This is a genomic window from Polaromonas sp. P1_F2 (assembly GCF_056405735.1).
This window is the reverse complement of sequence record NZ_JBFUBN010000007.1, coordinates 59720-79975: the sequence shown is the minus strand read 5'-3', so window position 1 is coordinate 79975 and position 20256 is coordinate 59720. Positions and strand designations below refer to the sequence as shown.

The window sequence follows — 20256 nt, the reverse complement described above, 5'->3', positions numbered from 1 at the left end:
GCCGTGATGGGCCGCAAGAACTGGATCGCCGTTGCGAGCGCCGAGCATGCGCGGCGTGGCTGCGAGACGCCGGGTGCCGGCTACATGCAGGTGTGCCACGGCAAGTGTGGGCCGCTGAAAAAGGTGCTGGCCGGAGACCGCGTGGCCTATTATTCGCCCGCGCTGACCATGGGCGGCAAAGACAAATTCCAGCGCTTTGTTTCCATCGGCGTGGTGCAGGCCGGCGAGCCCTATGCCTTGGACATGGGCGGCGGCTTTGTGCCCTTCCGCCGCGACGTGGCTTATGTGGCCACTCGCGAGGTGTCCATACTGCCCTGGCTTGACGAGTTCGAGTTTGTGGAAAACCGCCAGCACTGGGGCTACAAGTTCCGTTTCGGCCTGTTCGAGGTCAGCGAGCACGACATGCGCCTGGTCGCCAGGGCCATGCGGGCCGACCTGGCGGCGCTGGGCTTTGAGGGAGCTGGCACAGCCACAGTCGCGCCTCCGCGCCCCATGGCGCTGTTCCCGGACTTGTAGGTAACTACCAGGCCAGTTCGCGGTAGAACACCGTCGTGCCCACCAGCCCGCCGCGCGGCAACAGCGCGTAGCCGGGAATCACGCCCACGCGCTGCCAGCCCAGGCGCTGGTACAGGCGTTCGCCGTTGTCGCCGGTCACCGTGTCCAGCACCAGCAGCGTCTTGCCGCAGTCCCGCGCCATGCTTTCGGCGGTGCGCATCAAGGCCTCGCCCAGGCCCTGGCGCCGGCAGCGGCGGTGCACCAGCATCTTGGCTAGGTCGGCGCGGTGCGGCTGGTTCTCGGCCTGGGCCAGCACCAGCTGCACCGTGCCGCAAATGCCTTGGGCGTCCTCGGCGACCAGCAGCGCGCGCTCGCCCGCAGCCACACCCTGCGCCACGCCGCGCCAGAATGCCACGGCGCGTTCGTGCGACAGCGGGTGCATAAAACTCACCGAGGCGTCGCCTTCGACGCAATCGATGAGCACATCGGCGAGTCCGGCGATCTGGGTGTCAGTGACGGCGGGCAGGCGCCGCAGCGACCAGGGTGTGCTGTTCATCATGGTGTTCAAGCCGGTTCGGTGGCGATCACCACCGCATAGCGCGCGGGCTTTCGCGTGGGGTTGTGGAACATCGTGGGGCGGTCCAGCTGCATGGCCAGGCAGTCGCCCTCGCGCAGCGCGTGGCGCGCGTCGCCCAGCGTGATGTCGATGGCGCCTTCGAGCACCCAGACCTGCTGGTGCACACGCGCATCGCGCGCGCCGGTTTCAAAGGCCACCCGCCCGCCCGGCGGGAAATGCACTTCAACGATCTGCATGGGCTGCGGCACGCCGGGCGGTGAGATGTTGCGCCGAAGGTAGCCCGAAGCCGGGTCTTGCCACTGCAGCTGCTCCGCGTGGCGCGCCACCGGGCTGGCGGGCGCCTGGGCGGTGGGCGCGTCAAACAGCGACGCCAGCATCACGCCCAGGCCGGTGGCCAGCCGCTCCAGCACCACGGCTGTGGGGCTGCTCTCGCCACGCTCGATCAGCGAAATCATGGAGCGGCTCACGCCGCTTCTGGCGGCCAGCGCGTCGAGCGACAGGCTTTTGGCGGCGCGCAGCTCGCGCACGCGCTCGGCGATGCGCTGGTTAAGGTCGGAGGAGGGTTCTGTCATGGTGGAATTTATTTTCCACCATATTGGAGACTGTGTCCAGCGCCTGATCGTTAGGCAGGCATGGGCGGCTGGCCGGGCTGAAAACACATGGGCTGCTCGTCGAATGCCAGCCAGCCTGACTGGTCGCACAGACTTTGCACCAGGGCCGAATAGTCGGCCCGCAGCGAGCAGCGCATGCTCAAGGTGTCCTCCGAGGCCGGCAACTGGAATTCGATCCAGCCTTCGTCGGCCTGCATGCGGCCGGTCTGCTCGTCATCATCCCAGGCGATCGCGGGAAGCATGCGCGAGAGTGCGGCCCGCACCGCGACAGCATCGTCCAGCGGGCGCACCGTGCTGTCGTTGAGTTCCTCCGGGGTCAGCGGCAACCGCGCGGGTTCGAAGAAAAGGTAGCTATAGGCCATACAGGACTCAGACAGGCTTGAGCCGCACGACAGGCCGCTGCGGCTTGCGGCGCGCGACCTCCTGGAAGCCGGCGTCGTCGTACATGGATTTGGCGCCGAACCACATGGCGTCGTCATGGGAGCGGCCGGGTTTGTCCACGGGATAGGCCTCGAGCAGCGTGGCACCCTGCTTTTTGGCGTAGGTGATGGCCCCTTCCAGCAGTGCCCGCGCGACACCCTGGCCGCGATATTCAGATGGCACGACAAAACAGATGACAGACCAGACGGGCTGCTCGTCAACCGGTTTCATCACCGGTGAGCGCTTGAGCTTGGCGTAGTCTTCACGCGGCCCCAGCGACACCCAGCCGACCGGGACCTTGCCGCGATAGCCGATCAGGCCGGGCGGAGTGTCGCCGTGGGTGAGTTTCTTGAGGTCTGCGCGATTGGCCTGGGCAGCCGTGGTGCCCGCAGGTAGCGGTTCGCGTGCGCCGCTGCGCCGGTAATACATGCACCAGCAGCCGCGCGCCACCGAACAGCCTTTGGCCGAAAACAGCGCTTCAAGATCGGGCCAGCGCTCGGGCGTGAGGGGGCGGACGGTGAGCTTCATGGGGCTGAGGGTGAACCGGTAGAGGCACTATAGCCAAAGCGCCGCCAGCCGCAAGCGCTAGCCCGTGTTGGCTTTGCAGGGGACGGCGAAGTCCACGTGGTAGTGCTCGTCATGCCGGATCCAGGGCTTGCCTTTCATGAAGTTCAGGTTCTGCTTCAGGTAGGCGCCGTGCGGCGTGGCGAACAGTCGAGGCAAAAATGGTGCATCAAGAATGACCAGGGCGATGCCGACGCCACGCGCCTTCGCGGCCAGGTCCAATTGGTACAGGTGCTCGGCGATCGCGGGGAAGTCGATGCTGTACTCGCCGTACCGGGCATCGGCGTTGAATTCAAGGTCGTAGCCAAAGCGGTTGCCGATGCTGGTCGGCAAGGGAACGGACGCTCCCCGCGCATCGCGGACCGGCACAAAGAAGTCCACGGACAGGCCGTTCTGATGCGTGCGGTGCGGCCGGAAACGTCCACCCGAAGGCCAGCCTGTCTCGCCGTAGACATAAATGGTGGAAGGGCTTGCCGCGTTTAGCGCGGCATAGGATGCGATGACGATGTCCGCGACCTTGGCATGCACATGCGTGCGGCCTGCCGTGGCCGCCAGGCTGCTGTAGGCCGTGAAGTTGGGGCCGCTGGCGGGTAGCTTGACGCTGCCTTCGATGCGGCCCTTGCTGACCGTGCCGAAGCATTGGCTATCGGCTGCAACAGCTTGGGCGGACAGGGCGATCGTCACTACGGCGACTAGCGATGCGAGTTTTGTCGTAGTACCAATGAGATGAAGAGTCCTCCGGATGGAAGGGTTGTGCGTCATCTTGTACCCGCAAGAGCGCAAAGCCCAAAAGGTTGAGGCCTTGCCATTGTTAGAACGCATGCCCGAAAAGTCCCAACACAAAGATGACACCAACGATAGCAAGCGCGATTCGCCGATTGCGCGAGACAAGCCCGGTTGACGTCACCTGCAATGGCCAGGAAGCGAGAACTAGGTAGAGAAAGCCAAAAGCAGTCCCAAAGGCAATAGCCGTGCTGAGATAGCCATGAAGAGAAAGCATGTCCAGGACCTTCGATGGTGCGAAGACTATCAGCCCGTACAAGCTCCACCGCCAGGCCGACGGTACAGGGATCAATAGAGCCGCGCAATGAGGGCAGGTAACCGGCCGCGTCCACCAGACACTTAAGCGGGACAACGGACCGAGCGAGCGGGTTTGACAGTTGGGACAGGCTGTATTCGTCACTTGCGTTCTAAGGTTTGACGTAAGCAGTGGGCCGTGGAAGCGCCCCCCTTGATGGGGGGGTTAGGTCTCATACGCGTACGGCTCGACTTTGAAGTATGGGTCAGCCCAGACCCGGAAGCCGTAAGGGGCGGGAGTTGTGAGGTCGAAGCGTCCTGAAAAAAGGTTTGCTGCAGCGAACTCTATGAACTTTCCTCTCTTGTCGTTCACGACCCTTGCTCCGGGTGTGCCGATGAGCCTGAGGTGAATGAGAGCTTCGTCTTGGCTGGCCATGTGCATGCTCAGCTGAACTTCCAGGTCCAATGGCCAGATGGTGATCGTCAGCCGAAGCGCGCCTCGTTGAACGACGTATTCGGAGGAGATGCCATATTCGTCATCGACCTCCGGCGCGCACCCAAGAAGCTCCAGGAAGTCGAGTGTGTCCCATTGAAATTCAGCAGCCATCCTGAGACCTAACGTTATTTAGACCGCAAAACCGGCGATTTAACCCAGACATATCAATCTCCCAAATGCCTCTTTTTTCCGCGATGTCCTCATCAGCTTGTCGCAGGGCCATGCGCGTGCAATAGTGCCTGCACTATAGCCGTGCACGGCGACGCGGTAAGCTGCAAACTTTCACATCACCCAGCCCACCATGCGCCGCGCCGACCGCCTCTTCCACCTCGTCCAGCTGATCCGCGGCCGCCGCCTGAGCACCGCTGAATTCCTCGCCAAACGGTTGGAGGTGTCCGAGCGCACGATTTACCGCGACGTGGCCGATCTGCAGCACCAAGGCGTGCCTATCGAGGGCGAGGCCGGTGTGGGTTACCGGCTGGGCGCGGGTTTTGATTTGCCGCCGCTGATGTTCACGCAAAAGGAGGCCAATGCGCTGGCCGCTTCGGTGCGCCTGGCGCAGGCCTGGCTGGACCCGGCCATGGCGGGTGATGCGGAGGCCGCCTGGGGCAAGATTTTTTCGGTGCTGCCGCCCGCGGCGCGTACGGCGGCCGAAGGCGTGCCGCTGTATGCGGTGGTGATCAACCCCGATGAGGCCACGCAGCGCAGCCTGCAGCGCTTACGCGAGGCGGTGCATGCGCGATGCAAGGTGGATGTGCGCTACCTTGATGGGGCAGGGCGGGAAAGCCGGCGCGTGCTCTGGCCGCTGGGCTGCTTTTATTGGGGCAGTGTCTGGACGCTGGGCGCGTGGTGTGAAGCCCGGCAGGACTTTCGCAGCTTTCGCGTGGACCGCATGGCCGAGGTCGACGTACTGGACGAGCGCGTGGGCCATGAGGCCGGCCGCACGCTGGCGGATTACCTGCGCTCGGTGAAGAAGGCCAACACCAAGCCGGCCTGATTCGCCAAGCGCCTTAAGCGGCGAGCGCGGCCTCGATGTCTTTACCCAGATCTGATGGCTTGTCGCTGGGCGCATAACGCCTTATGACTTTCCCGTCCTTGCCGACCAGGAACTTGGTGAAGTTCCATTTGATGGCCTTGATGCCAAGCAGGCCGGGCGCCTCGGCCGACAGCCACTGGTACAGCGGGTGGGCGGCGGGGCCGTTGACGTCGATCTTGGACATCATGGGGAAACTCACGCCGTAGTTGACCTGGCAGAACTCGGCGATCTGGTCGTCGCTGCCGGGGTCTTGCGAGAGAAACTGGTTGCTGGGAAAACCCAGGACCGCCAGGCCTTTGCCGGAGTATTGTTTGTACAGCTCTTCCAGCCCCGCGAACTGCGGCGTGAAGCCGCATTTGCTGGCGGTGTTGACGATGAGCATGACCTTGCCCTTGAAAGACTCCAACGGGACGTCTTTGCCGGTGATGTCTTTGGCCTGGAAGTCGTAAACCGTTTTTGCTGTGCTCATGGTTGTCTCCTGTTGAATCGGCTATTGCTCTAATGCGATTCTGCACCGCCGGGTGCGGTTTGGGGTGTCGCCGAGGGTGCCATGGCCGCCAATATGGCGGCCAGCACGATCAGGCTGCCGCCCAGTAGCACGCGCGGCGTGAGCTCGGCGGCGCCAAGCGCGGCCGATGACAGGCTGGCGAACAGGATTTCGGTCAGCATCACGATGGCCGTGGTGCCGGCGGCCAGGCGTGCCGCGCCGTACTGCAGGCCGGCATTGCTGGCCATGAAAGCCAGTGCGAGCCCCAGCACCACCGGGACGCCGGCCAACGCCAGCGCCGGCGCGGGCACCAGGGCCTGCGACATGCCCAGCAGCGCGGCGCAGGCGGCCATCAGCCCGCTGCCGCCGAACATCGCCAGCATGCGCGATTCGCTGGGCGTGTGTTTGTATTTGCGCAGCACCGCATTGGTCACCGCGAAGCTGAAGCCGCCCATGATGGCCAGCCAGTCGGCGCCGCTGTGCGGCACGGGCCAGGGAGATTCGGGCGTCTTGAGCACGATGAGCACGCCCGCCATGGCCAGCAGCAGGCGCAGCAGCGAGGCCGGCGTGGGTTTTTCGCCCAGCATCACCCAGGCCACCAGCACCGACCACGCGGGCATCATGTAAAACAGCAGCACCACGCGCACCACGTCGCCCACGGTGACGGCCCAGTTGAAGCCGACGTTGGTGAGGCCCGAGGCGGCCGCCAGGAACCACAACTGGGGGTGGGCCAGGAAGCTGCGCCAGGCTTGTGGGCGCAAAGTCAGCAGGCCGGCCACCACGACCGCGTAGACCAGTGCCGTGGTCCACAGCGGGTGCAGGCCGTGGCCCTGCAGCTGGCGCAGAGGCCACCAGGACACGCCCCAGATGAAGGCGTTGAGTGTCAATGCCAGAACGGCTTTGGACGTGCCGCCAGGCGCGGCGGCCCGTGTTGCGTCAATCTCCATCAGTGCGATTTATCGCTGCGGGCGATGCTCAGCAGGTGGTCGACCTGCTCTTTGTATTTGACGGTGTTGCTTTTGTGCCAGCGCTGGATCAGCCACATGAAGCCGGCCACCACGACGCCGAAGGCGGTGATGGCGCCGAAGGCCGACAGGCCCAGGCCGGTGGACAGGCTGTAGAAGGCGCCCAGGCTCAGGATGCAGGCCTGCTCGTTGAAGTTCTGCACCGCGATGGAGCGGCCCGCGCCCATGAGGTTGTGGCCGCGGTGCTGCAGCAACGCGTTCATGGGCACCACCAGGAAGCCGCCCAGGCCGCCCAGCAGGATCAGGAAGGGCGCGGCCACCCAGACGTTGCCGATGAAGTTCATCAGGATGACCAGCAGGCCCATGGCGATGCCCAGCGGCATCACGCTGGTGGCCTGGTCCAGCCGCATGCGCATGGAGGCCAGCACGGCGCCCACGGCCGTGCCGATGGCCACCACGCCGACCAGCGAGGAGGCCTGCGAGGTGCTGTAGCCCAGGGCGGCGGCGCTCCAGGCCAGCACGATGTAGCGCAGGTTGCCCGATACGCCCCAGAACAGGGTGGTGGTGGACAGGGAGATCTGGCCCAGCTTGTCGCGCCACAGCGCCGAGTTGCAGTTCCAGAAGTCGGGCAGCAGCTCGAGCTTGTTGCGCGGCATGGGCCGCATCTCGACACCGGTGTCGGGGATGCGGGTGTTGAACCAGGCCGCGATGGCGTACAGCAGGATCAGCACGGAGATCGCCGCTTCGGGCGCGGTGTCTATGCCGGTCTCGAAAACCGGGAAGTCAAAGGACAGCAGCAGGGTGGACACCGTGTGGCCGACGAGCTGGCCGCCCAGCAGCACGCCCAGGATGATGGAGGAAATCGTCAATCCTTCGATCCAGCCGTTGGCCTTGACCAGCTGCGAAGCCGGAAGCAGTTCGGTCAGGATGCCGTATTTGGCGGGCGAATAAGCCGCGGCGCCCAGCCCGACGATGGCATAGGCCAGCAGCGGGTGCGAGCCGAACAGCATCATGAGGCAGCCGATCACCTTGATCGCGTTGCTCACGAACATGACGTTGCCCTTGGGCCGCGCGTCGGCGAAAGCCCCCACAAAAGGGGCCAGCACGACGTAAAACAGGGCAAACATGGGAACCAGCGCCGCCGGCTGCCACTTGGGCGCCCCGCTGGTCTTGAGCAGCTCCACGGCGGCCACAAACAGCGCGTTATCAGCCAGCGAGCTGAAGAACTGGGCCGCCATGATGGTGTAAAAACCGCGCTTCATTAAACTGTTGTGGTCATTGCGGCACTGCATCAGCCGATCTGATGCTGCAAGATAAGGGTGAATGTCTCCAGACGATTCCGGTTTATAGCATGGGGGGCGGTGCCAGAATGAGAAAAGCCCTCGAATACGTTCCGGCCCGCCGATCCCGCTATCCCACACCAACCACACATCACCGCGCCATGCCACGTCCCATTCTCGCCACCATCCACACCGCCGCACTGGCCCACAACCTGGGCCGCGCGCGCGAGGCCGCGCCCGACGCCAAGGTCTGGGCCGTCGTCAAGGCCAATGCCTACGGCCACGGCATCGAGCGTGTTTTTGACGCGCTGCGCAGCGCCGACGGCTTCGCGTTGCTGGACCTGGCCGAGGCGCAGCGCCTGCGCGCGCTCGACTGGCGCGGCCCCATCCTGCTGCTTGAGGGCTGTTTTGACGCGCGCGACCTGGAGCTGTGCTCGCGCCTGGGCCTGTGGCATGCCATCCATTGCAACGAGCAGATCGACATGCTGGCCGCCCACAAGACGCAGCTGCCGCACCGCGTGTTTCTCAAAATGAACTCGGGCATGAACCGCCTGGGCTTTCCGCCCGAGCGCTTCCGCGCCGCCTGGACGCGCCTGAACGCGCTGCCGCAGGTCGAGGAGATCACGCTGATGACGCACTTCTCCGACGCCGATGGCCCCAAAGGCATAGCCGCGGCGCTGCAGGCCTTCGACGCCGTCACGCACGACCTGCCCGGCGAGCGCACCTTGAGCAACAGCGCCGCCACGTTGCGCCACGGCGACGCGCTGGCTGGGCGTTCCGACTGGGTGCGGCCGGGCATTCTGGTCTACGGTAGCGCGCCCGACTTTCCCGAACACACGGCCGCCGGCTGGGGCTTGCAGCCGACGATGACGCTGTCGTCCAGAATCATCGGCGTGCAGGAACTCAAGGCCGGCGACACCGTGGGCTACGGCTCCAGCTTCACGGCCGACGGCCCGCTGCGCATAGGCATCGTGGCCTGCGGTTATGCCGACGGTTACCCGCGCCACTGCAGCACCGGCACACCCATGCTGGTGGACGGCGTGCGCACCCGCATGGTGGGCCGTGTCAGCATGGACATGATCACGGTGGACCTCACGCCCGTGCCCGGCGCCGGCATGGGCAGCGAGGTGATCTTGTGGGGCCGCGCGGCCAAGGGCGCTGAGCTGCCGATCGACGAAGTGGCGCAGGCCGGCGGCACGGTGGGCTATGAACTGATGTGCGCACTCGCTCAGCGTGTGCCGGTCGCTGTGGAGTAGAGCCGCTCTTGATGGAATGGTGCATTGCGCGCTCAATCACGGAAGGGACGGATTTCATGGATACATCGGAACTGGAATACGCAGGCTTCTGGATTCGCGTCTGGGCGTCCATCATCGACACCCTGCTTATCTGTGTGCTGGTCTACCCGCTGCTGACGGCGATTTACGGCGACGCCTATTGGGAAGGCACGAGTTTTGTCCACGGTCCCCTGGATTTCCTCATTTCCTGGGTGCTGCCCGCCGTCGTGGTGCTGCTGTTCTGGATGGCGCGGCAGGCCACGCCCGGCAAGATGGCGATTGCTGCCCGTATCGTGAATGCCAGGACCGGAAACCACCCCAGCACCGGCCAGCTGCTGATCCGCTACCTCGGCTATTTTGTTTCCTCCATCCCTTTCGGCCTGGGCCTCTTCTGGGTGGCCTTTGATTCGCGCAAACAGGGCTGGCACGACAAGATGGCCGGCACGGTGGTGGTGCGCAAAAAATCCGGCACCACCCGACCCGTGGAATTTACTGCCTGAGATCCCGCCTTCATGACGAATACTTCTTCCCTCACCGTCCGCCCCATCCAGAAATCGGACCTCGCCGCCTGGCTCCCGCTCTGGGCCGGCTACAACCGTTTTTACGGCCGTTCCGGCCCCACGGCGCTGGCGGAGGAGGTCACCGCCATGACCTGGTCGCGTTTCTTTGATGCCTATGAGCCGATTCACGCGCTGGTTGCCGAAGCCGGCGGCGAATTGGTGGGCCTCACGCACTACCTGTTCCATCGCAGCAGCACCCGCATCGTTCCGGTCTGCTACCTGCAGGATTTGTTCACGGCCGAATCGGTGCGCGGCCGTGGCGTCGGCAAGGCGCTGATCGAGGCCGTCTATGAACAGGCCCGGGCGGCCGGTTGCGACCGGGTGTACTGGCAAACCCACGAAACCAATGCCACGGCCATGCGGCTGTACGACCAGGTGGCGGAGAAATCCGGTTTTGTGGTTTACGCCAAGGCGCTGTAACCCTCATCTCTTTCGAGACCTTCGCGCCGGCCCACACGCGGTGTAGGTTTTGGCGGACGCCAGCCCTTGTCGCGACCCGCTAATTTTTAATCAGGGCCGCTCGAAACCCACGCGCCGCCCGCTGTGATGCCATGCCGGTGAAGCCTTGCAGCCGTTCGGGATGCCGGCGCCAAGGAGTGCCCATGAGCCAGTCTGAAACCAAAAAAGAGCAGGACCTGCAGTCCATGCTCGAAACATTCGCCAAAGCTTTTACCCGCGGCGACGGCAAGACCGCCGCGACTTGCTGGGAAGTCCCCGCGCTGATCGTCGCGGACCAGGGCACCAAGGCCGTCGCCACGCTGCGGGAGGTGGAAGAGTTCTATGGCGGCGCCGCCAAACAATACAAGGACATGGGCATCACCGACACGCGGCCCGAAGTCCAGTCGGTCACCTGGCTGACGGACAAGCTGGCCTCCGTCCATGTGCGTTGGCCTTACCTCGACGCCAAGGGCCAGGCGCGGCCGGAGTCGGAGGCCTCGACCTATGTCATGCGCATCGGCGACGACGGCCGGCCGAGGATCAACGTCGTCGTCATGATGGGATTCAAAAAAGGCTGAGCGGATTTATTGCGGCGCGATCTTTGCGCCGGTCAGCTTTTCCTGCGCCTTCACGAGCGCCGGAACGAACTCCTTGCCGTGGCCCAGCGCGCTGGCCGTCACCAGGCTCTGGTGCACGGCTTCGCCGACGAAGGACGGCACTTTCACCATCTCGGCCAGGTGGGTGTAGTAGCGCAAATCCTTGCGCGCGTTGTCGAGTTCGAACTTGATGCCGGCGAAGTCGCCGCCCAGGGTCTTGGCCATGGCCTGGAACAGGCCGGAGTTGACCGCGCCGGCCGACACCACGTCGACCAGCTTTTGCGGTTCAATGCCGGCCAGCGCGCCCACGGCGAAGGCTTCGGCCGTGGCCGTGCAGACGGCCTGGCCGATGAAGTTGTTGAGCAGCTTGACGACGTGGCCGGCGCTGGGGCCGCCGACGTGGAAGATGTTTTCGCAATAGGCCGCCAGCACCGGGCGGATCTTGTCGAACACCGCCTGCTCGGCGCCCACCATGGTGTTGAGCTTGCCGAGCTCGGCCTCCACCGGCGTGCGCGCCAGCGGTGCATCGACCAGCGTAGCGCCGCGCTCGGCGCACAAGGTGGCCAGGCGGCGCGTGGATTCGGGCTCGCTGGTTGAGGTGTCGATCACGATGAGGCCGGCCTTGGCTTTGGAGAGCACACCGTTCGCGCCCAGCAGGGTTTCTTCGACCTGCGGCGAGCCGGTCACGCAGATCACCACGGCGTCGCAGGTGCCGAGTTCGGCAGGGCTGGCGGCCTGTTTCGCGCCGGCGGCCAGCAGGTCGGCCACACGCTCGGTGTTGCGGTGAACGGTGAGGCTCAGGGTGAAGCCCTTGGCCAGCAGGTTGCGCGCGATGCCGTGGCCCATCAGGCCTGATGCGCCTATGACGCCTATATGTTTCATGCTGTCTCCTGAAAAAGTGGTGGTGAAAGAATTGAGTAGAGAGGAATAGAAAGGCGGGGATTCAGTACAGGCCCTTGACGCGCGCCTGCAGCCGCGCCAGGCCCAGCAAGGCGTCGGTGCAGGGCGTGGGCACGGCCGTCAGCTGGCCCAGTTCGCGCACAGCCGTCACCAGCGCGTCGAGCTCAACCGGTTTGCCGGCCTCCACGTCTTGCAGCATGGAAGTTTTGAAGGCGCCCAGCTTGCGCGTGATGACGTGGCGCTCTTCGGGAGTCTGGTTGATGGGGATGCCGATACGCGCGCCGATTTCCTTGGCTTCCAGCATGATGCTATGGGTAAAGGCGGTCACCAGCTCATCGTCGAGGACGCGGTCCATGGTCGCGCCGGTCAGCGCGCTGATGGGGTTGGCGGTCATATTGCCCCAGAGCTTGAACCAGATGTCTTTCTGGATCTGGTCGGACACCGGGGCTTCGAAGCCGGCTTTTTCGAGCAGCGTGGCGAGCTGCAGCACGCGCGCCGTCTTGTCGCCCGAAGGCTCGCCGATGATGAGTTTGTTGCCGAAATGGTGGTGCACCTGGCCGGGTTCGTCGAGTGAGCAGCTCGCATGCACCACGCAGCCGACGATGTGGCGGGCGGGGATGGCTTTGGCCAGTTCACCGCTGGGGTCGACCGAACTTAAACGCTGGCCCGCGAGCGCGCCGCCAAAGCCCTGCAAAAACCACCAGGGCACGCCGTTCATGGCGGTCAGCACCAGTGTGTCGGGGCCCAGCAACGGTGCGATGTGGCGCGCAACCTCGGGCAGCGAAGGCGCCTTGACGGCCAGCACGACGATGTCCTGCACGCCAAGTTCGGCCGGCACGGCACTGGAGGCCACGGCCTGCGAGGTGATCTGCCCGCCCTGGTTGAGGCGAAGGCCGTGCAGTTGCAGGGCCTGCAGGGTGGCGCCGCGCGCCACCACGCTGACGCTGCAGCCGGCGCGCGCCAGTCCCATGCCTATCCAGCCGCCTATGGCGCCTGCGCCGTAAATACATACCTTCATCGTTTTATGTCTCCATTTCCAAGTCCCAAAGGCGAAAGGCCAGCCGGGGCCGCGGAACCGGCTTTGCCGGGCCGCAGGCGCAGCGCCCCCTCGGGGGGCAGTGCATTACACGCAGCCGAAGGCGAAGTGAAAAGCGTGGGGGCTCAACCTTCCGGCGTGAAGCCCACGGCCTTGACCAGCGGGCCCCACAGCTCGGTATCAGCCTTGAGCATGGCGGCCAGCTGGGCCGGCGAGGTGGGCGCCGGCTCCAGGAAGGACACGGCCAGCCCATCGATCACCTCTTGCGAGGCCAGCGCGCTGCGTATGCCGGCGTTCAGGCGCTGCACCACATCCTGGGGTGCTTTTGCGGGCAGGAAGAAGCCGAACCATTCGGTGAAGGCCATTTCCTTGAAACCCTGCTCCACGAGGGTGGGCGTGTTGGGCGTGAAGCGGCTGCGTTTGGGGCCGCTGGTGCCCAGCAAACGGCATTTACCGGCCGCCACGTGCTGGGTGAATTCGCCGGTGGGGCCGGACACGGCGGCGATCTGCCCGCCCACCATGTCCAGCACCGCGGGCTGGGTGCCGCGGAAGGCGACGTGGCGCAGGTCCACGTTACCGGCGCGGCCCAGCAGCGCGCCTATGAAGTGCGGCGAGGAGCCAGCCGCCGGCGAGCCGAAGTTGGCCTGGCCGGGGTTGGCCTTGCACCAGGCGAGGAAGTCGGGCACGTTCTTCACGCTGGCCGGCACCATGGGGCCGACGGCGAAGCCATAGTCAAAAATCGCCGCAGCCGATACCGGGGTCAGGTCGGCCACCGGGTCGTAGGGCAGCTTCTTATAGGTGTGGGGGTAGATGCCCAGCATGGACATGGGTGTGAGCAGCACGGTCGCGCCGTCGGGCGCGGCCGTCTTGACGAACTGCACGGCGATCTGCCCGCCCGCGCCGGTCTTGTTCTCGACCACCGCGCTTTTGGCATAGCCAGGGTGCAGCTTGTCGGCCACGCGGCGCGAGACGATGTCGGCGGTGCCGCCGGGCGCGAAGCCGGCGATGACCTTGGTGCTGTCAAGGGCCTGGGCCCAGGCTTGCCGGCCTACGCCGGCCAGCAGGGCGGCGGCGCTGGAAGACTGGATGAGCTGGCGGCGCGAGATGTTCATGGTGTGTCCTCGGGAGGGCTGGGGGAGTCGGTGGGAGTGCGGAAAAGCTATTGTCTGTAAAAGCGCGCTGTCGTGCACATCAGGTGGGATTCAGGTGCGCGGCCAGGTTGTTGCGCTTGCCTTCATAGGCCGGCGCGGCCTCGTCGATGTGCAAGGTCAGGCCGACGGCGTGCTGGGCGAACACCGGGTCCAGGTGCGCGCTTGCGGCGGCCAGCAGGGCATCGCCGGCGCGCTTTTTGAGCGCTTCGCTTCGGCCCGGCGTGATCAACAGATTCATATAGATAAAGGCTCGGCCGGGCTGGCCGTCAGCCACCGCGAAGTGCGGCGCCGGCCAGGCCATGACCCGCGTGCCGGCGACCGGGAACAGCGGCGAGGCGCCGTCTTCAGCGCGCAGCGCCACCAGGGTGGCGGCCAGGGTGTTGCAGAGCTGGCCCATGTCGGTGAGGGCGTCGAGGTTGGCGGTGTATTGAATGTTCAGGTGCGGCATGGCAAGGTGTGGGAATGCGGGGATGGCGGAATTCCCGCATCATGACCAAAACCCAAAGCCTGGTTATTTGTACAGTAACATCACGCATGGCCAAAGACAAAACGATATATACCTGCACCGAATGCGGCGGCACCAGCCCCAAATGGCTGGGCAAGTGCCCGCACTGCAATGCCTGGAACACGCTGATCGAATCGGCCGCCGAGAGCAACGCGCCGGCAAAGAACCGCTACAGCAGCCAGTTCCAGTCGCTGGCCAAGGCCTCCGGCGTGACCGCGCTGGCCGACATCGAAGCCACCGATATGGAGCGCACGCCCACCGGCCATGAGGAGCTCGACCGTGTGCTGGGCGGCGGCATCGTCGAGGGCGGCGTGGTGCTGATAGGCGGCGACCCGGGCATCGGCAAGTCCACCTTGCTGCTGCAGGCGCTGGATTCGCTGCAGCGCGCGGGACTCAACACGCTTTACGTCACCGGCGAGGAAAGCGGCGCCCAGGTCGCGCTGCGCTCGCGCCGCCTGGGGCTCGACGGTTCGCAGGTCAAGGTGCTGGCCGAAATCCAGCTTGAAAAAATCCTCGCCACGCTGGAAGCCACGCAGCCCGCGATCGCCGTGATCGATTCCATCCAGACCGTGTATTCCGACCAGCTCACCTCGGCGCCCGGCTCGGTCGCGCAGGTGCGCGAGTGCGCGGCCCACCTCACGCGCGCGGCCAAGTCCAGCGGCGTGTGCATCGTGCTGGTGGGCCACGTGACCAAAGAGGGTGCGCTGGCCGGCCCGCGCGTGCTGGAGCACATGGTGGACACCGTGCTCTATTTCGAAGGCGACACACATTCGAGCTTCCGCCTGGTGCGCGCCATCAAGAACCGTTTCGGCGCGGTCAACGAGATTGGCGTGTTCGCCATGACGGAAAAAGGCCTCAAGGGCGTGGCCAATCCCAGCGCCATCTTTTTGAGCCAGCACAGCGAGCCGGTGCCCGGCAGCTGCGTGCTGGTGACGCTGGAAGGCACGCGCCCCATGCTGGTGGAAATCCAGGCGCTGGTCGACAACGGCGGGCCCAGCCCGCGGCGCCTCTCGGTGGGCCTGGACCGCGACCGCCTGGCCATGTTGCTGGCCGTGCTGCACCGCCATGCGGGCGTGGCCTGCATGGACCAGGACGTGTTCGTCAACGCCGTGGGCGGTGTGCGCATCAGCGAGCCGGCCGCCGACCTGGCCGTGATGCTGGCCATTACCTCGTCCTTGCGCGGCAAGCCGCTGCCCAAGGGCTTTATCGCGTTTGGCGAAGTCGGCCTGGCCGGTGAGGTGCGCCCGGCGCCGCGCGGGCAGGAGCGCCTCAAGGAAGCGGCCAAGCTGGGCTTCAGCGTGGCCGTGGTGCCCAAGGCCAACGCGCCCAAAAAGCCCATCGAGGGCCTGGCCATCCACGCCGTCGAGCGGGTGGAAGAGGCCATGGAAGTGGTGCGCAGCCTGAGTTAAAAATCGACTCCAAGGACAAACCCATGAAACTCGCCGCCATCTCCGACATCCACGGCAACCTGCCGGCGCTTGAGGCCGTGCTGGCCGACATCGAACAGCAGGGTGTGGACCAGACCGTGAACCTCGGCGACATCCTGAGCGGGCCGCTGCAGCCGGCCGAAACCGCCGACCTGCTGATGGCGCGCGGCCTCACCACGATTCGCGGCAACCACGAGCGTCAGGTGCTGGAACTCATCGACCAGGGCCAGTACCTGGATCCGCTCGGCACCGACGGCTACACGGCCGCCCAGTTGACGGCGGCGCATGTGGCCTGGATACGCGGGCTGCCCGAAAGCCTGGACCTTGCGGGCGGCGACATCCTGCTGTGCCACGGCACGCCCGGCAGCGACCTGGTCTATTGGCTGGAAACCACGGTTCCGGGGTTCGGCAGTGGAGGCGCGGGCCACCCCACCGGCATACGGCCGGCCACGGAGGATGAAGTGATGGAGCGGCTGGGCGCGGCGGCCCAGGGCGGGCATTCGCTGGTCCTGTGCGGCCACACCCATGTGCCGCGCCTGGTGCAGTGCGGCAAGATGCTCATCGTGAACCCCGGCAGTGTCGGCCTGCAGGCCTATGACGACGAACACCCGCATCCCCATGTGGTGGAAAACGGTGCGCCGCACGCGCGCTACGCCATCGCCGAAAAAACCGCCGCGGGCTGGCGGGTCGATTTGCGCGCCGTGCCCTACGGCCATGAAGCGCAATCACGGGTGGCGGCGGGCCGTGGACGCGCCGACTGGGCGCATGCGCTGGCCACGGGCTGGGCCGCGCGGGCAGGCTGAAAAGCGAGTTTCAACGGCCTACGCACTCCCCGCAGTCCGGCGGCCCGCCGGGGCTGCGAAAATAGCGCCATGAACTTCCAGAAAATCCTTGTTCCCGTGGCCGGCGTCGCAGCTGTTGTGCTGGGCTATCGCTTTTACGGCTGGGCCGGTGTGGCCGCGGTCGCCGGCGGCGCGGTCATGTGGGTGCTGCTGCATTTCACCCGCATGATGCAGGTCTTGAAGCGCGCGGCCAACCGCCCCATCGGCTATGTCGACAGCGCGGTCATGCTCAATGCCAAGCTCAAGCCCGGCATGACGCTGCTGCATGTGGTGGCCATGACGCGGGCCCTGGGCGAGCGGGTTTCCGCCGAGGACGCGCAGCCTGAGATCTTCCGCTGGACCGACGCCGGCGAGTCGCATGTCACCTGTACCTTCGTGGGCGGCAAACTGGCGCACCACGAGCTTTTCAGGCCCGCGCAGGACGAGGCGCCGCCCGCCCCGTAAAATCCGTAATTCAGGTTTTCCGGGCGCGCCACCGCGGTGCACCCGGGGCCCGCATCACCCCACTCAGAACAAGGATCCCATCATGTCCCCAGTAGCACCCTCCATGGCAGACCGCGACGGCAAAATCTGGATGGACGGCCAGATGGTCGACTGGCGCGACGCCAAGATCCACGTGCTGAGCCACACCCTGCACTACGGCTGCGGCGCCTTTGAAGGCGTGCGCGCCTACAACGCGGCCGGCGGCACGGCGGTCTTCCGCCTCGAGGAGCACACCGAGCGCCTCTTCAACAGCGCCAAGATCCTGCGCATGAAGATTCCCTTCACCCAGGCTGAAGTCAATGAAGCCACGAAAGCCGTGGTTCGCGAGAACAAGCTGGAGTCCTGCTACATCCGCCCGCTGACCTGGATTGGTTCGCAGAAACTGGGCGTCAGCCCCAAGGGCAACCAGATTCACCTGATGGTCGCGGCCTGGGCCTGGGGCGCCTACCTCGGTGAAGAGGGCATGAAGCGCGGCATCCGCGTCAAGACTTCCAGCTACACGCGCCATCACGTCAACATCACGATGACGCAGGCCAAGGCGGTCAGCAACTACACCAACTCCATCCTGGCCAATATGGAAGCGCTGGACGACGGCTACGACGAGGCGCTGCTGCTGGACGCCTCGGGCTTCGTCAGCGAAGGCGCGGGTGAAAACATCTTCGTGGTCAAGGGCGGCGTGGTCTACACGCCCGACCTGTCGGCCGGCGCGCTCAACGGCATCACGCGCAACACCATCCTGCACATCTGCAAGGACCTGGGCCTGGACCTCGTGCAAAAGCGCATCACGCGCGACGAGGTGTATATCTCCGACGAAGCCTTCTTCACCGGCACGGCCGCTGAAGTCACGCCCATCCGCGAACTCGACCGCATCGAAATCGGCGCCGGCTCGCGCGGCCCCATCACCGAAAAAATCCAGAGCGCCTTCTTTGACATCGTCAACGGCCGCAATCCCAAGTACGCCCACTGGCTCGCCAAGGTTTGAGTCCGCACCATGACCACCACTACCTCTTCTTCCGTTGAACTGCTGGCTTCGGACCTCAATGCGCAAGGCGGCGTCTACTGCCCCAGCCCCAAGGCCGACATGAAAATCTGGAACAGCCACCCCAAGGTCTACCTGGACGTGGCGCGCACCGGTAGTGCCAAGTGCCCTTACTGCGGCACCGTTTACGCGCTGAAGGCCGGCGAACACTTCGGTGGTGGACATTGACCCACCCCCGAAGCGGCCTGCGGCCGCTTCCCCCTCAAGGGGGCGCCACCTGCGGCCCGGCAAAGCCGGTTCCGCGATGGCCCTTGAAGGGAAAATCTGATGCCTGAAGCGCTTGTCATTGCACCTCAATGGATAGGCGACGCGGTGATGACGGAGCCTTTGTTGCGCCGCTTGCAGGCACGCGGCGAGCGCCTCACGGTGGGCGCCTTGCCCTGGGTGGCGCCGGTGTATCGCGCCATGCCGCAGGTGGCCGAGGTCATCGAATTTCCTTTTGCGCACGGCGGCCTGCAGTTCCGCGAACGCCGCGCGATCGCCAAGCGCATTGAAGGCCGTTTCGACAAGGCCTATGTGTTGCCGAATTCGCTGAAAAGCGCGCTGCTGCCCTTCTTGGCCAGCATTCCCGAGCGCATCGGTTATTTCGGCGAGGCGCGCGTGGGCCTGCTCACGCACCGGCTCAAGAACCCCAAGAACAAACCGCCGATGGTGGCGTTTTATTCGGCCTTGAGCGGTGGCGCCGACCTGGAGAAAGACCGGCCGCAACTACAGATGGCGCCCGCTGATATCGACCAGGCGCTGGCGGAACTCGGCTTGCAACGCGGCGGCTTCCATGTGTTCGCGCCCGGCGCCGAATACGGGCCCGCCAAGCGCTGGCCGGCCCGCCATTTCTCGGAATTGGCCGCGCGGCTGGACCTGCCGGTGGTGTTGCTGGGTTCGGGCAAGGAGGCGGCGCTGTGCGAGGAAATCGCCGCGCCCGTGAACGCGGTGCAGCCCGGCAAATGCCTGAACTTCGCGGGCAAGACCTCGCTGGTGCAGGCCCTGTGCCTGATCGCTGCCTGCAAATCCGCCATCAGCAACGATTCGGGCCTGATGCATGTGGCTGCGGCCTTCGGCGTGCCGCAGGTCGCGATTTTCGGCTCGTCCAGCCCGCTGCACACGCCGCCGTTGAGCGACAAGGCGGCAGTGCTTTGGCTCAAGGCCGACGCGGATTACCAGCCGCCGCTGGACTGCGCGCCCTGCTTTGAGCGTGAATGCCCGCTGGGCCATACGCGCTGCCTGAACGACATCGGCGCCGACCGCGTGCTGGCGGCGCTGGTGCCAAAGCCCTAAGCAGGGAAAGGTGACAGGGGCTCGACGCCCGGCTTGCCCTGCGCCGGCGTGCGCGCCACGTTCATCACCCAGCACACCATCACAAAGTAACCAACCAGGCTCACGAGCTCGACCACTCCCTGTTCGCCAAAGGTCTTGACGGCCGCGGCATAGGTGGCGTCGCAGCAGCCGTGCTGCCGGAGCACCTCAAAAACCAGGTCCAGCGCAACCGCTTCATCGGCGGCCATGCCCGTGGGCTGCCTGCCGTCGGCGATGGCGTCCACGGTGGCCTGGGCCACGCCCGCGGCCACTGCCAGCGGCGCGTGCATCAGCCACTCGAACTGGTTGGCGGTATGGCGCGCGGCGACGCAGGTCGCCAGTTCGCGGATGCGCGCGTCCAGCATGCTTTCAAAGCGCAGGTAAGCCCCCACGTCGCCGACGCGGCCCATGAGTTGCGGGCTGCGCAGCAGGGGGATGAAGGGGCCGAACACGGCCTTGCGCGGCCCGGCGATGATGGCATCGGCGGCTTCGCGCTGCGCTGGCGACATGGCCTCGCGCGGCATCAGCGGCATGCGGTCCGCGGTCGAGGGGAAAAAGCCCTGGGGAATGTTGGCGGGCTGGGGGGAGGTGCTCATGGCTTGGCGTCCTGTGGTGGGAGAGATTCCCTAGGGTATCAAAGCCCGCGCTGCCCGGTGCCGGGACAAAAAAAAGGCCACCTCGCGGTGGCCTTTTGAAGGTTCTCCTGGGTGGGAGAACGTCGTTGGGAGATCAATAAATGCTTCACCGACGTCTGTTTTATTTCC

At 65.5% G+C, this 20256-nt stretch carries 26 protein-coding genes; 12 read left to right on the top strand and 14 right to left on the bottom strand.

Annotated features, from left to right (window positions below; genetic code table 11):
• Positions 1–6: 6 nt before the first annotated feature.
• Entirely contained in the window at positions 7–516 is a 510-nt protein-coding gene (locus AC1D0O_RS15300) for an EVE domain-containing protein (protein ID WP_477654363.1), read from the top strand.
• 4 nt (positions 517–520) lie between these two features.
• On the opposite strand, the gene AC1D0O_RS15295 is transcribed toward AC1D0O_RS15300, so the two are convergent.
• The 6 genes from AC1D0O_RS15295 to AC1D0O_RS15270 all read right to left on the bottom strand — a co-directional run bounded on the left by AC1D0O_RS15295 (position 521) and on the right by AC1D0O_RS15270 (position 4291).
• Positions 521–1054: an N-acetyltransferase family protein gene (locus AC1D0O_RS15295; RefSeq protein ID WP_477654362.1), complete on the bottom strand. Its 534-nt coding sequence runs from the start codon at positions 1052–1054 to the stop codon at positions 521–523.
• 5 nt (positions 1055–1059) lie between these two features.
• Entirely contained in the window at positions 1060–1644 is a 585-nt protein-coding gene (locus AC1D0O_RS15290; protein ID WP_477654361.1) for a helix-turn-helix domain-containing protein, read from the bottom strand.
• Positions 1645–1694: 50 nt separating this feature from the next.
• A complete protein-coding gene (locus AC1D0O_RS15285) occupies positions 1695–2045 on the bottom strand; it encodes a hypothetical protein (RefSeq protein WP_477654360.1) in 351 nt (116 codons plus the stop codon).
• A gap of 7 nt (positions 2046–2052) precedes the next feature.
• On the bottom strand, positions 2053–2631 hold the full coding sequence (locus AC1D0O_RS15280) for a GNAT family N-acetyltransferase (RefSeq protein ID WP_477654359.1): 579 nt from the start codon (positions 2629–2631) through the stop codon (positions 2053–2055).
• A gap of 57 nt (positions 2632–2688) precedes the next feature.
• Positions 2689–3351, bottom strand: coding sequence for a penicillin-insensitive murein endopeptidase (locus AC1D0O_RS15275; protein ID WP_477654358.1), 663 nt, complete (start codon positions 3349–3351; stop codon positions 2689–2691).
• Between the two features lie 559 nt (positions 3352–3910).
• Entirely contained in the window at positions 3911–4291 is a 381-nt protein-coding gene (locus tag AC1D0O_RS15270; RefSeq protein ID WP_477654357.1) for a hypothetical protein, read from the bottom strand.
• A gap of 190 nt (positions 4292–4481) precedes the next feature.
• On the opposite strand from AC1D0O_RS15270, the gene AC1D0O_RS15265 reads away from it, so the two are divergent.
• Entirely contained in the window at positions 4482–5177 is a 696-nt protein-coding gene (locus AC1D0O_RS15265) for a helix-turn-helix transcriptional regulator (protein ID WP_477654356.1), read from the top strand.
• A 13-nt stretch (positions 5178–5190) separates the two neighbouring features.
• On the opposite strand, the gene AC1D0O_RS15260 is transcribed toward AC1D0O_RS15265, so the two are convergent.
• The 3 genes from AC1D0O_RS15260 to lplT are packed head-to-tail and all read right to left on the bottom strand — an operon-like array spanning position 5191 to position 7930.
• Positions 5191–5685 carry a glutathione peroxidase gene (locus tag AC1D0O_RS15260; RefSeq protein WP_477654355.1) on the bottom strand — a complete coding sequence of 165 codons (495 nt, stop codon included), beginning with the start codon at positions 5683–5685 and terminating at the stop codon, positions 5191–5193.
• Between the two features lie 29 nt (positions 5686–5714).
• Entirely contained in the window at positions 5715–6650 is a 936-nt protein-coding gene (locus tag AC1D0O_RS15255) for a DMT family transporter (RefSeq protein ID WP_477654354.1), read from the bottom strand.
• The gene (gene lplT, locus AC1D0O_RS15250) at positions 6650–7930 is read right to left on the bottom strand and encodes a lysophospholipid transporter LplT (RefSeq protein WP_477654352.1); all 1281 of its coding nucleotides are present in this window, start codon (positions 7928–7930) and stop codon (positions 6650–6652) included. Before lplT ends, AC1D0O_RS15255 begins: the two co-directional genes overlap by 1 nt.
• A 179-nt stretch (positions 7931–8109) precedes the next feature.
• On the opposite strand from lplT, the gene alr reads away from it, so the two are divergent.
• The 4 genes from alr (at position 8110) to AC1D0O_RS15230 (ending at position 10798) form a co-directional block, all read left to right on the top strand.
• On the top strand, positions 8110–9204 hold the full coding sequence (gene alr / locus AC1D0O_RS15245; protein ID WP_477654351.1) for an alanine racemase: 1095 nt from the start codon (positions 8110–8112) through the stop codon (positions 9202–9204).
• Between the two features lie 56 nt (positions 9205–9260).
• Positions 9261–9722, top strand: coding sequence for an RDD family protein (locus tag AC1D0O_RS15240; protein WP_477654350.1), 462 nt, complete (start codon positions 9261–9263; stop codon positions 9720–9722).
• Positions 9723–9734: 12 nt separating this feature from the next.
• Positions 9735–10202, top strand: a complete 468-nt coding sequence (locus AC1D0O_RS15235; RefSeq protein WP_477654349.1) for an N-acetyltransferase family protein — start codon at positions 9735–9737, stop codon at positions 10200–10202.
• Positions 10203–10384: 182 nt separating this feature from the next.
• Entirely contained in the window at positions 10385–10798 is a 414-nt protein-coding gene (locus AC1D0O_RS15230; protein ID WP_477654348.1) for a Cif family virulence factor, read from the top strand.
• Positions 10799–10804: 6 nt separating this feature from the next.
• Here AC1D0O_RS15230 and AC1D0O_RS15225 read toward each other — a convergent pair whose 3' ends face one another.
• The 4 genes from AC1D0O_RS15225 to AC1D0O_RS15210 form a co-directional block, all read right to left on the bottom strand.
• The gene (locus AC1D0O_RS15225) at positions 10805–11698 is read right to left on the bottom strand and encodes an NAD(P)-dependent oxidoreductase (RefSeq protein WP_477654347.1); all 894 of its coding nucleotides are present in this window, start codon (positions 11696–11698) and stop codon (positions 10805–10807) included.
• Positions 11699–11759: 61 nt separating this feature from the next.
• On the bottom strand, positions 11760–12734 hold the full coding sequence (locus AC1D0O_RS15220) for a 2-dehydropantoate 2-reductase (RefSeq protein ID WP_477654346.1): 975 nt from the start codon (positions 12732–12734) through the stop codon (positions 11760–11762).
• Positions 12735–12877: 143 nt separating this feature from the next.
• Complete coding sequence (locus AC1D0O_RS15215; RefSeq protein ID WP_477654345.1) at positions 12878–13864, bottom strand: Bug family tripartite tricarboxylate transporter substrate binding protein; 987 nt, start codon at positions 13862–13864, stop codon at positions 12878–12880.
• Positions 13865–13943: 79 nt separating this feature from the next.
• Positions 13944–14351 carry a 5-carboxymethyl-2-hydroxymuconate isomerase gene (locus AC1D0O_RS15210; protein WP_477654344.1) on the bottom strand — a complete coding sequence of 136 codons (408 nt, stop codon included), beginning with the start codon at positions 14349–14351 and terminating at the stop codon, positions 13944–13946.
• 86 nt (positions 14352–14437) lie between these two features.
• Between AC1D0O_RS15210 and radA the strand changes: the two genes are divergently transcribed.
• From radA to waaF, 6 genes are all read left to right on the top strand, one after another.
• Positions 14438–15817: a DNA repair protein RadA gene (gene radA, locus AC1D0O_RS15205; RefSeq protein ID WP_477654343.1), complete on the top strand. Its 1380-nt coding sequence runs from the start codon at positions 14438–14440 to the stop codon at positions 15815–15817.
• A 23-nt stretch (positions 15818–15840) separates the two neighbouring features.
• Positions 15841–16638, top strand: coding sequence for a metallophosphoesterase family protein (locus AC1D0O_RS15200; protein ID WP_477654342.1), 798 nt, complete (start codon positions 15841–15843; stop codon positions 16636–16638).
• Positions 16639–16707: 69 nt separating this feature from the next.
• Positions 16708–17121: a glycerate kinase gene (locus tag AC1D0O_RS15195; RefSeq protein WP_477654341.1), complete on the top strand. Its 414-nt coding sequence runs from the start codon at positions 16708–16710 to the stop codon at positions 17119–17121.
• 82 nt (positions 17122–17203) lie between these two features.
• Positions 17204–18142, top strand: coding sequence for a branched-chain amino acid transaminase (locus AC1D0O_RS15190; protein WP_477654340.1), 939 nt, complete (start codon positions 17204–17206; stop codon positions 18140–18142).
• 9 nt (positions 18143–18151) lie between these two features.
• Positions 18152–18367, top strand: coding sequence for a zinc-finger domain-containing protein (locus AC1D0O_RS15185; RefSeq protein WP_477654339.1), 216 nt, complete (start codon positions 18152–18154; stop codon positions 18365–18367).
• A gap of 99 nt (positions 18368–18466) precedes the next feature.
• Entirely contained in the window at positions 18467–19474 is a 1008-nt protein-coding gene (gene waaF / locus AC1D0O_RS15180; RefSeq protein ID WP_477654338.1) for a lipopolysaccharide heptosyltransferase II, read from the top strand.
• Here waaF and AC1D0O_RS15175 read toward each other — a convergent pair.
• Complete coding sequence (locus AC1D0O_RS15175) at positions 19471–20088, bottom strand: carboxymuconolactone decarboxylase family protein (RefSeq protein ID WP_477654337.1); 618 nt, start codon at positions 20086–20088, stop codon at positions 19471–19473. The two genes, waaF and AC1D0O_RS15175, sit on opposite strands and share 4 nt — an antisense overlap.
• Positions 20089–20256 lie beyond the last annotated feature (168 nt).

Bases quoted from the DNA above. Each gene is read 5' to 3' on its own strand.
- AC1D0O_RS15300 (WP_477654363.1), top strand. From the start codon at position 7: ATGGGCCGCAAGAACTGGATCGCCGTTGCGAGCGCCGAGCATGCGCGG.
- AC1D0O_RS15295 (WP_477654362.1), bottom strand. From the start codon at position 1,054: ATGATGAACAGCACACCCTGGTCGCTGCGGCGCCTGCCCGCCGTCACT.
- AC1D0O_RS15290 (WP_477654361.1), bottom strand. From the start codon at position 1,644: ATGACAGAACCCTCCTCCGACCTTAACCAGCGCATCGCCGAGCGCGTG.
- AC1D0O_RS15285 (WP_477654360.1), bottom strand. From the start codon at position 2,045: ATGGCCTATAGCTACCTTTTCTTCGAACCCGCGCGGTTGCCGCTGACC.
- AC1D0O_RS15280 (WP_477654359.1), bottom strand. From the start codon at position 2,631: ATGAAGCTCACCGTCCGCCCCCTCACGCCCGAGCGCTGGCCCGATCTT.
- AC1D0O_RS15270 (WP_477654357.1), bottom strand. From the start codon at position 4,291: ATGGCTGCTGAATTTCAATGGGACACACTCGACTTCCTGGAGCTTCTT.
- AC1D0O_RS15265 (WP_477654356.1), top strand. From the start codon at position 4,482: ATGCGCCGCGCCGACCGCCTCTTCCACCTCGTCCAGCTGATCCGCGGC.
- AC1D0O_RS15260 (WP_477654355.1), bottom strand. From the start codon at position 5,685: ATGAGCACAGCAAAAACGGTTTACGACTTCCAGGCCAAAGACATCACC.
- AC1D0O_RS15255 (WP_477654354.1), bottom strand. From the start codon at position 6,650: ATGGAGATTGACGCAACACGGGCCGCCGCGCCTGGCGGCACGTCCAAA.
- lplT (WP_477654352.1), bottom strand. From the start codon at position 7,930: ATGAAGCGCGGTTTTTACACCATCATGGCGGCCCAGTTCTTCAGCTCG.
- alr (WP_477654351.1), top strand. From the start codon at position 8,110: ATGCCACGTCCCATTCTCGCCACCATCCACACCGCCGCACTGGCCCAC.
- AC1D0O_RS15240 (WP_477654350.1), top strand. From the start codon at position 9,261: ATGGATACATCGGAACTGGAATACGCAGGCTTCTGGATTCGCGTCTGG.
- AC1D0O_RS15235 (WP_477654349.1), top strand. From the start codon at position 9,735: ATGACGAATACTTCTTCCCTCACCGTCCGCCCCATCCAGAAATCGGAC.
- AC1D0O_RS15230 (WP_477654348.1), top strand. From the start codon at position 10,385: ATGAGCCAGTCTGAAACCAAAAAAGAGCAGGACCTGCAGTCCATGCTC.
- AC1D0O_RS15225 (WP_477654347.1), bottom strand. From the start codon at position 11,698: ATGAAACATATAGGCGTCATAGGCGCATCAGGCCTGATGGGCCACGGC.
- AC1D0O_RS15220 (WP_477654346.1), bottom strand. From the start codon at position 12,734: ATGAAGGTATGTATTTACGGCGCAGGCGCCATAGGCGGCTGGATAGGC.
- AC1D0O_RS15215 (WP_477654345.1), bottom strand. From the start codon at position 13,864: ATGAACATCTCGCGCCGCCAGCTCATCCAGTCTTCCAGCGCCGCCGCC.
- AC1D0O_RS15210 (WP_477654344.1), bottom strand. From the start codon at position 14,351: ATGCCGCACCTGAACATTCAATACACCGCCAACCTCGACGCCCTCACC.
- radA (WP_477654343.1), top strand. From the start codon at position 14,438: ATGGCCAAAGACAAAACGATATATACCTGCACCGAATGCGGCGGCACC.
- AC1D0O_RS15200 (WP_477654342.1), top strand. From the start codon at position 15,841: ATGAAACTCGCCGCCATCTCCGACATCCACGGCAACCTGCCGGCGCTT.
- AC1D0O_RS15195 (WP_477654341.1), top strand. From the start codon at position 16,708: ATGAACTTCCAGAAAATCCTTGTTCCCGTGGCCGGCGTCGCAGCTGTT.
- AC1D0O_RS15190 (WP_477654340.1), top strand. From the start codon at position 17,204: ATGTCCCCAGTAGCACCCTCCATGGCAGACCGCGACGGCAAAATCTGG.
- AC1D0O_RS15185 (WP_477654339.1), top strand. From the start codon at position 18,152: ATGACCACCACTACCTCTTCTTCCGTTGAACTGCTGGCTTCGGACCTC.
- waaF (WP_477654338.1), top strand. From the start codon at position 18,467: ATGCCTGAAGCGCTTGTCATTGCACCTCAATGGATAGGCGACGCGGTG.
- AC1D0O_RS15175 (WP_477654337.1), bottom strand. From the start codon at position 20,088: ATGAGCACCTCCCCCCAGCCCGCCAACATTCCCCAGGGCTTTTTCCCC.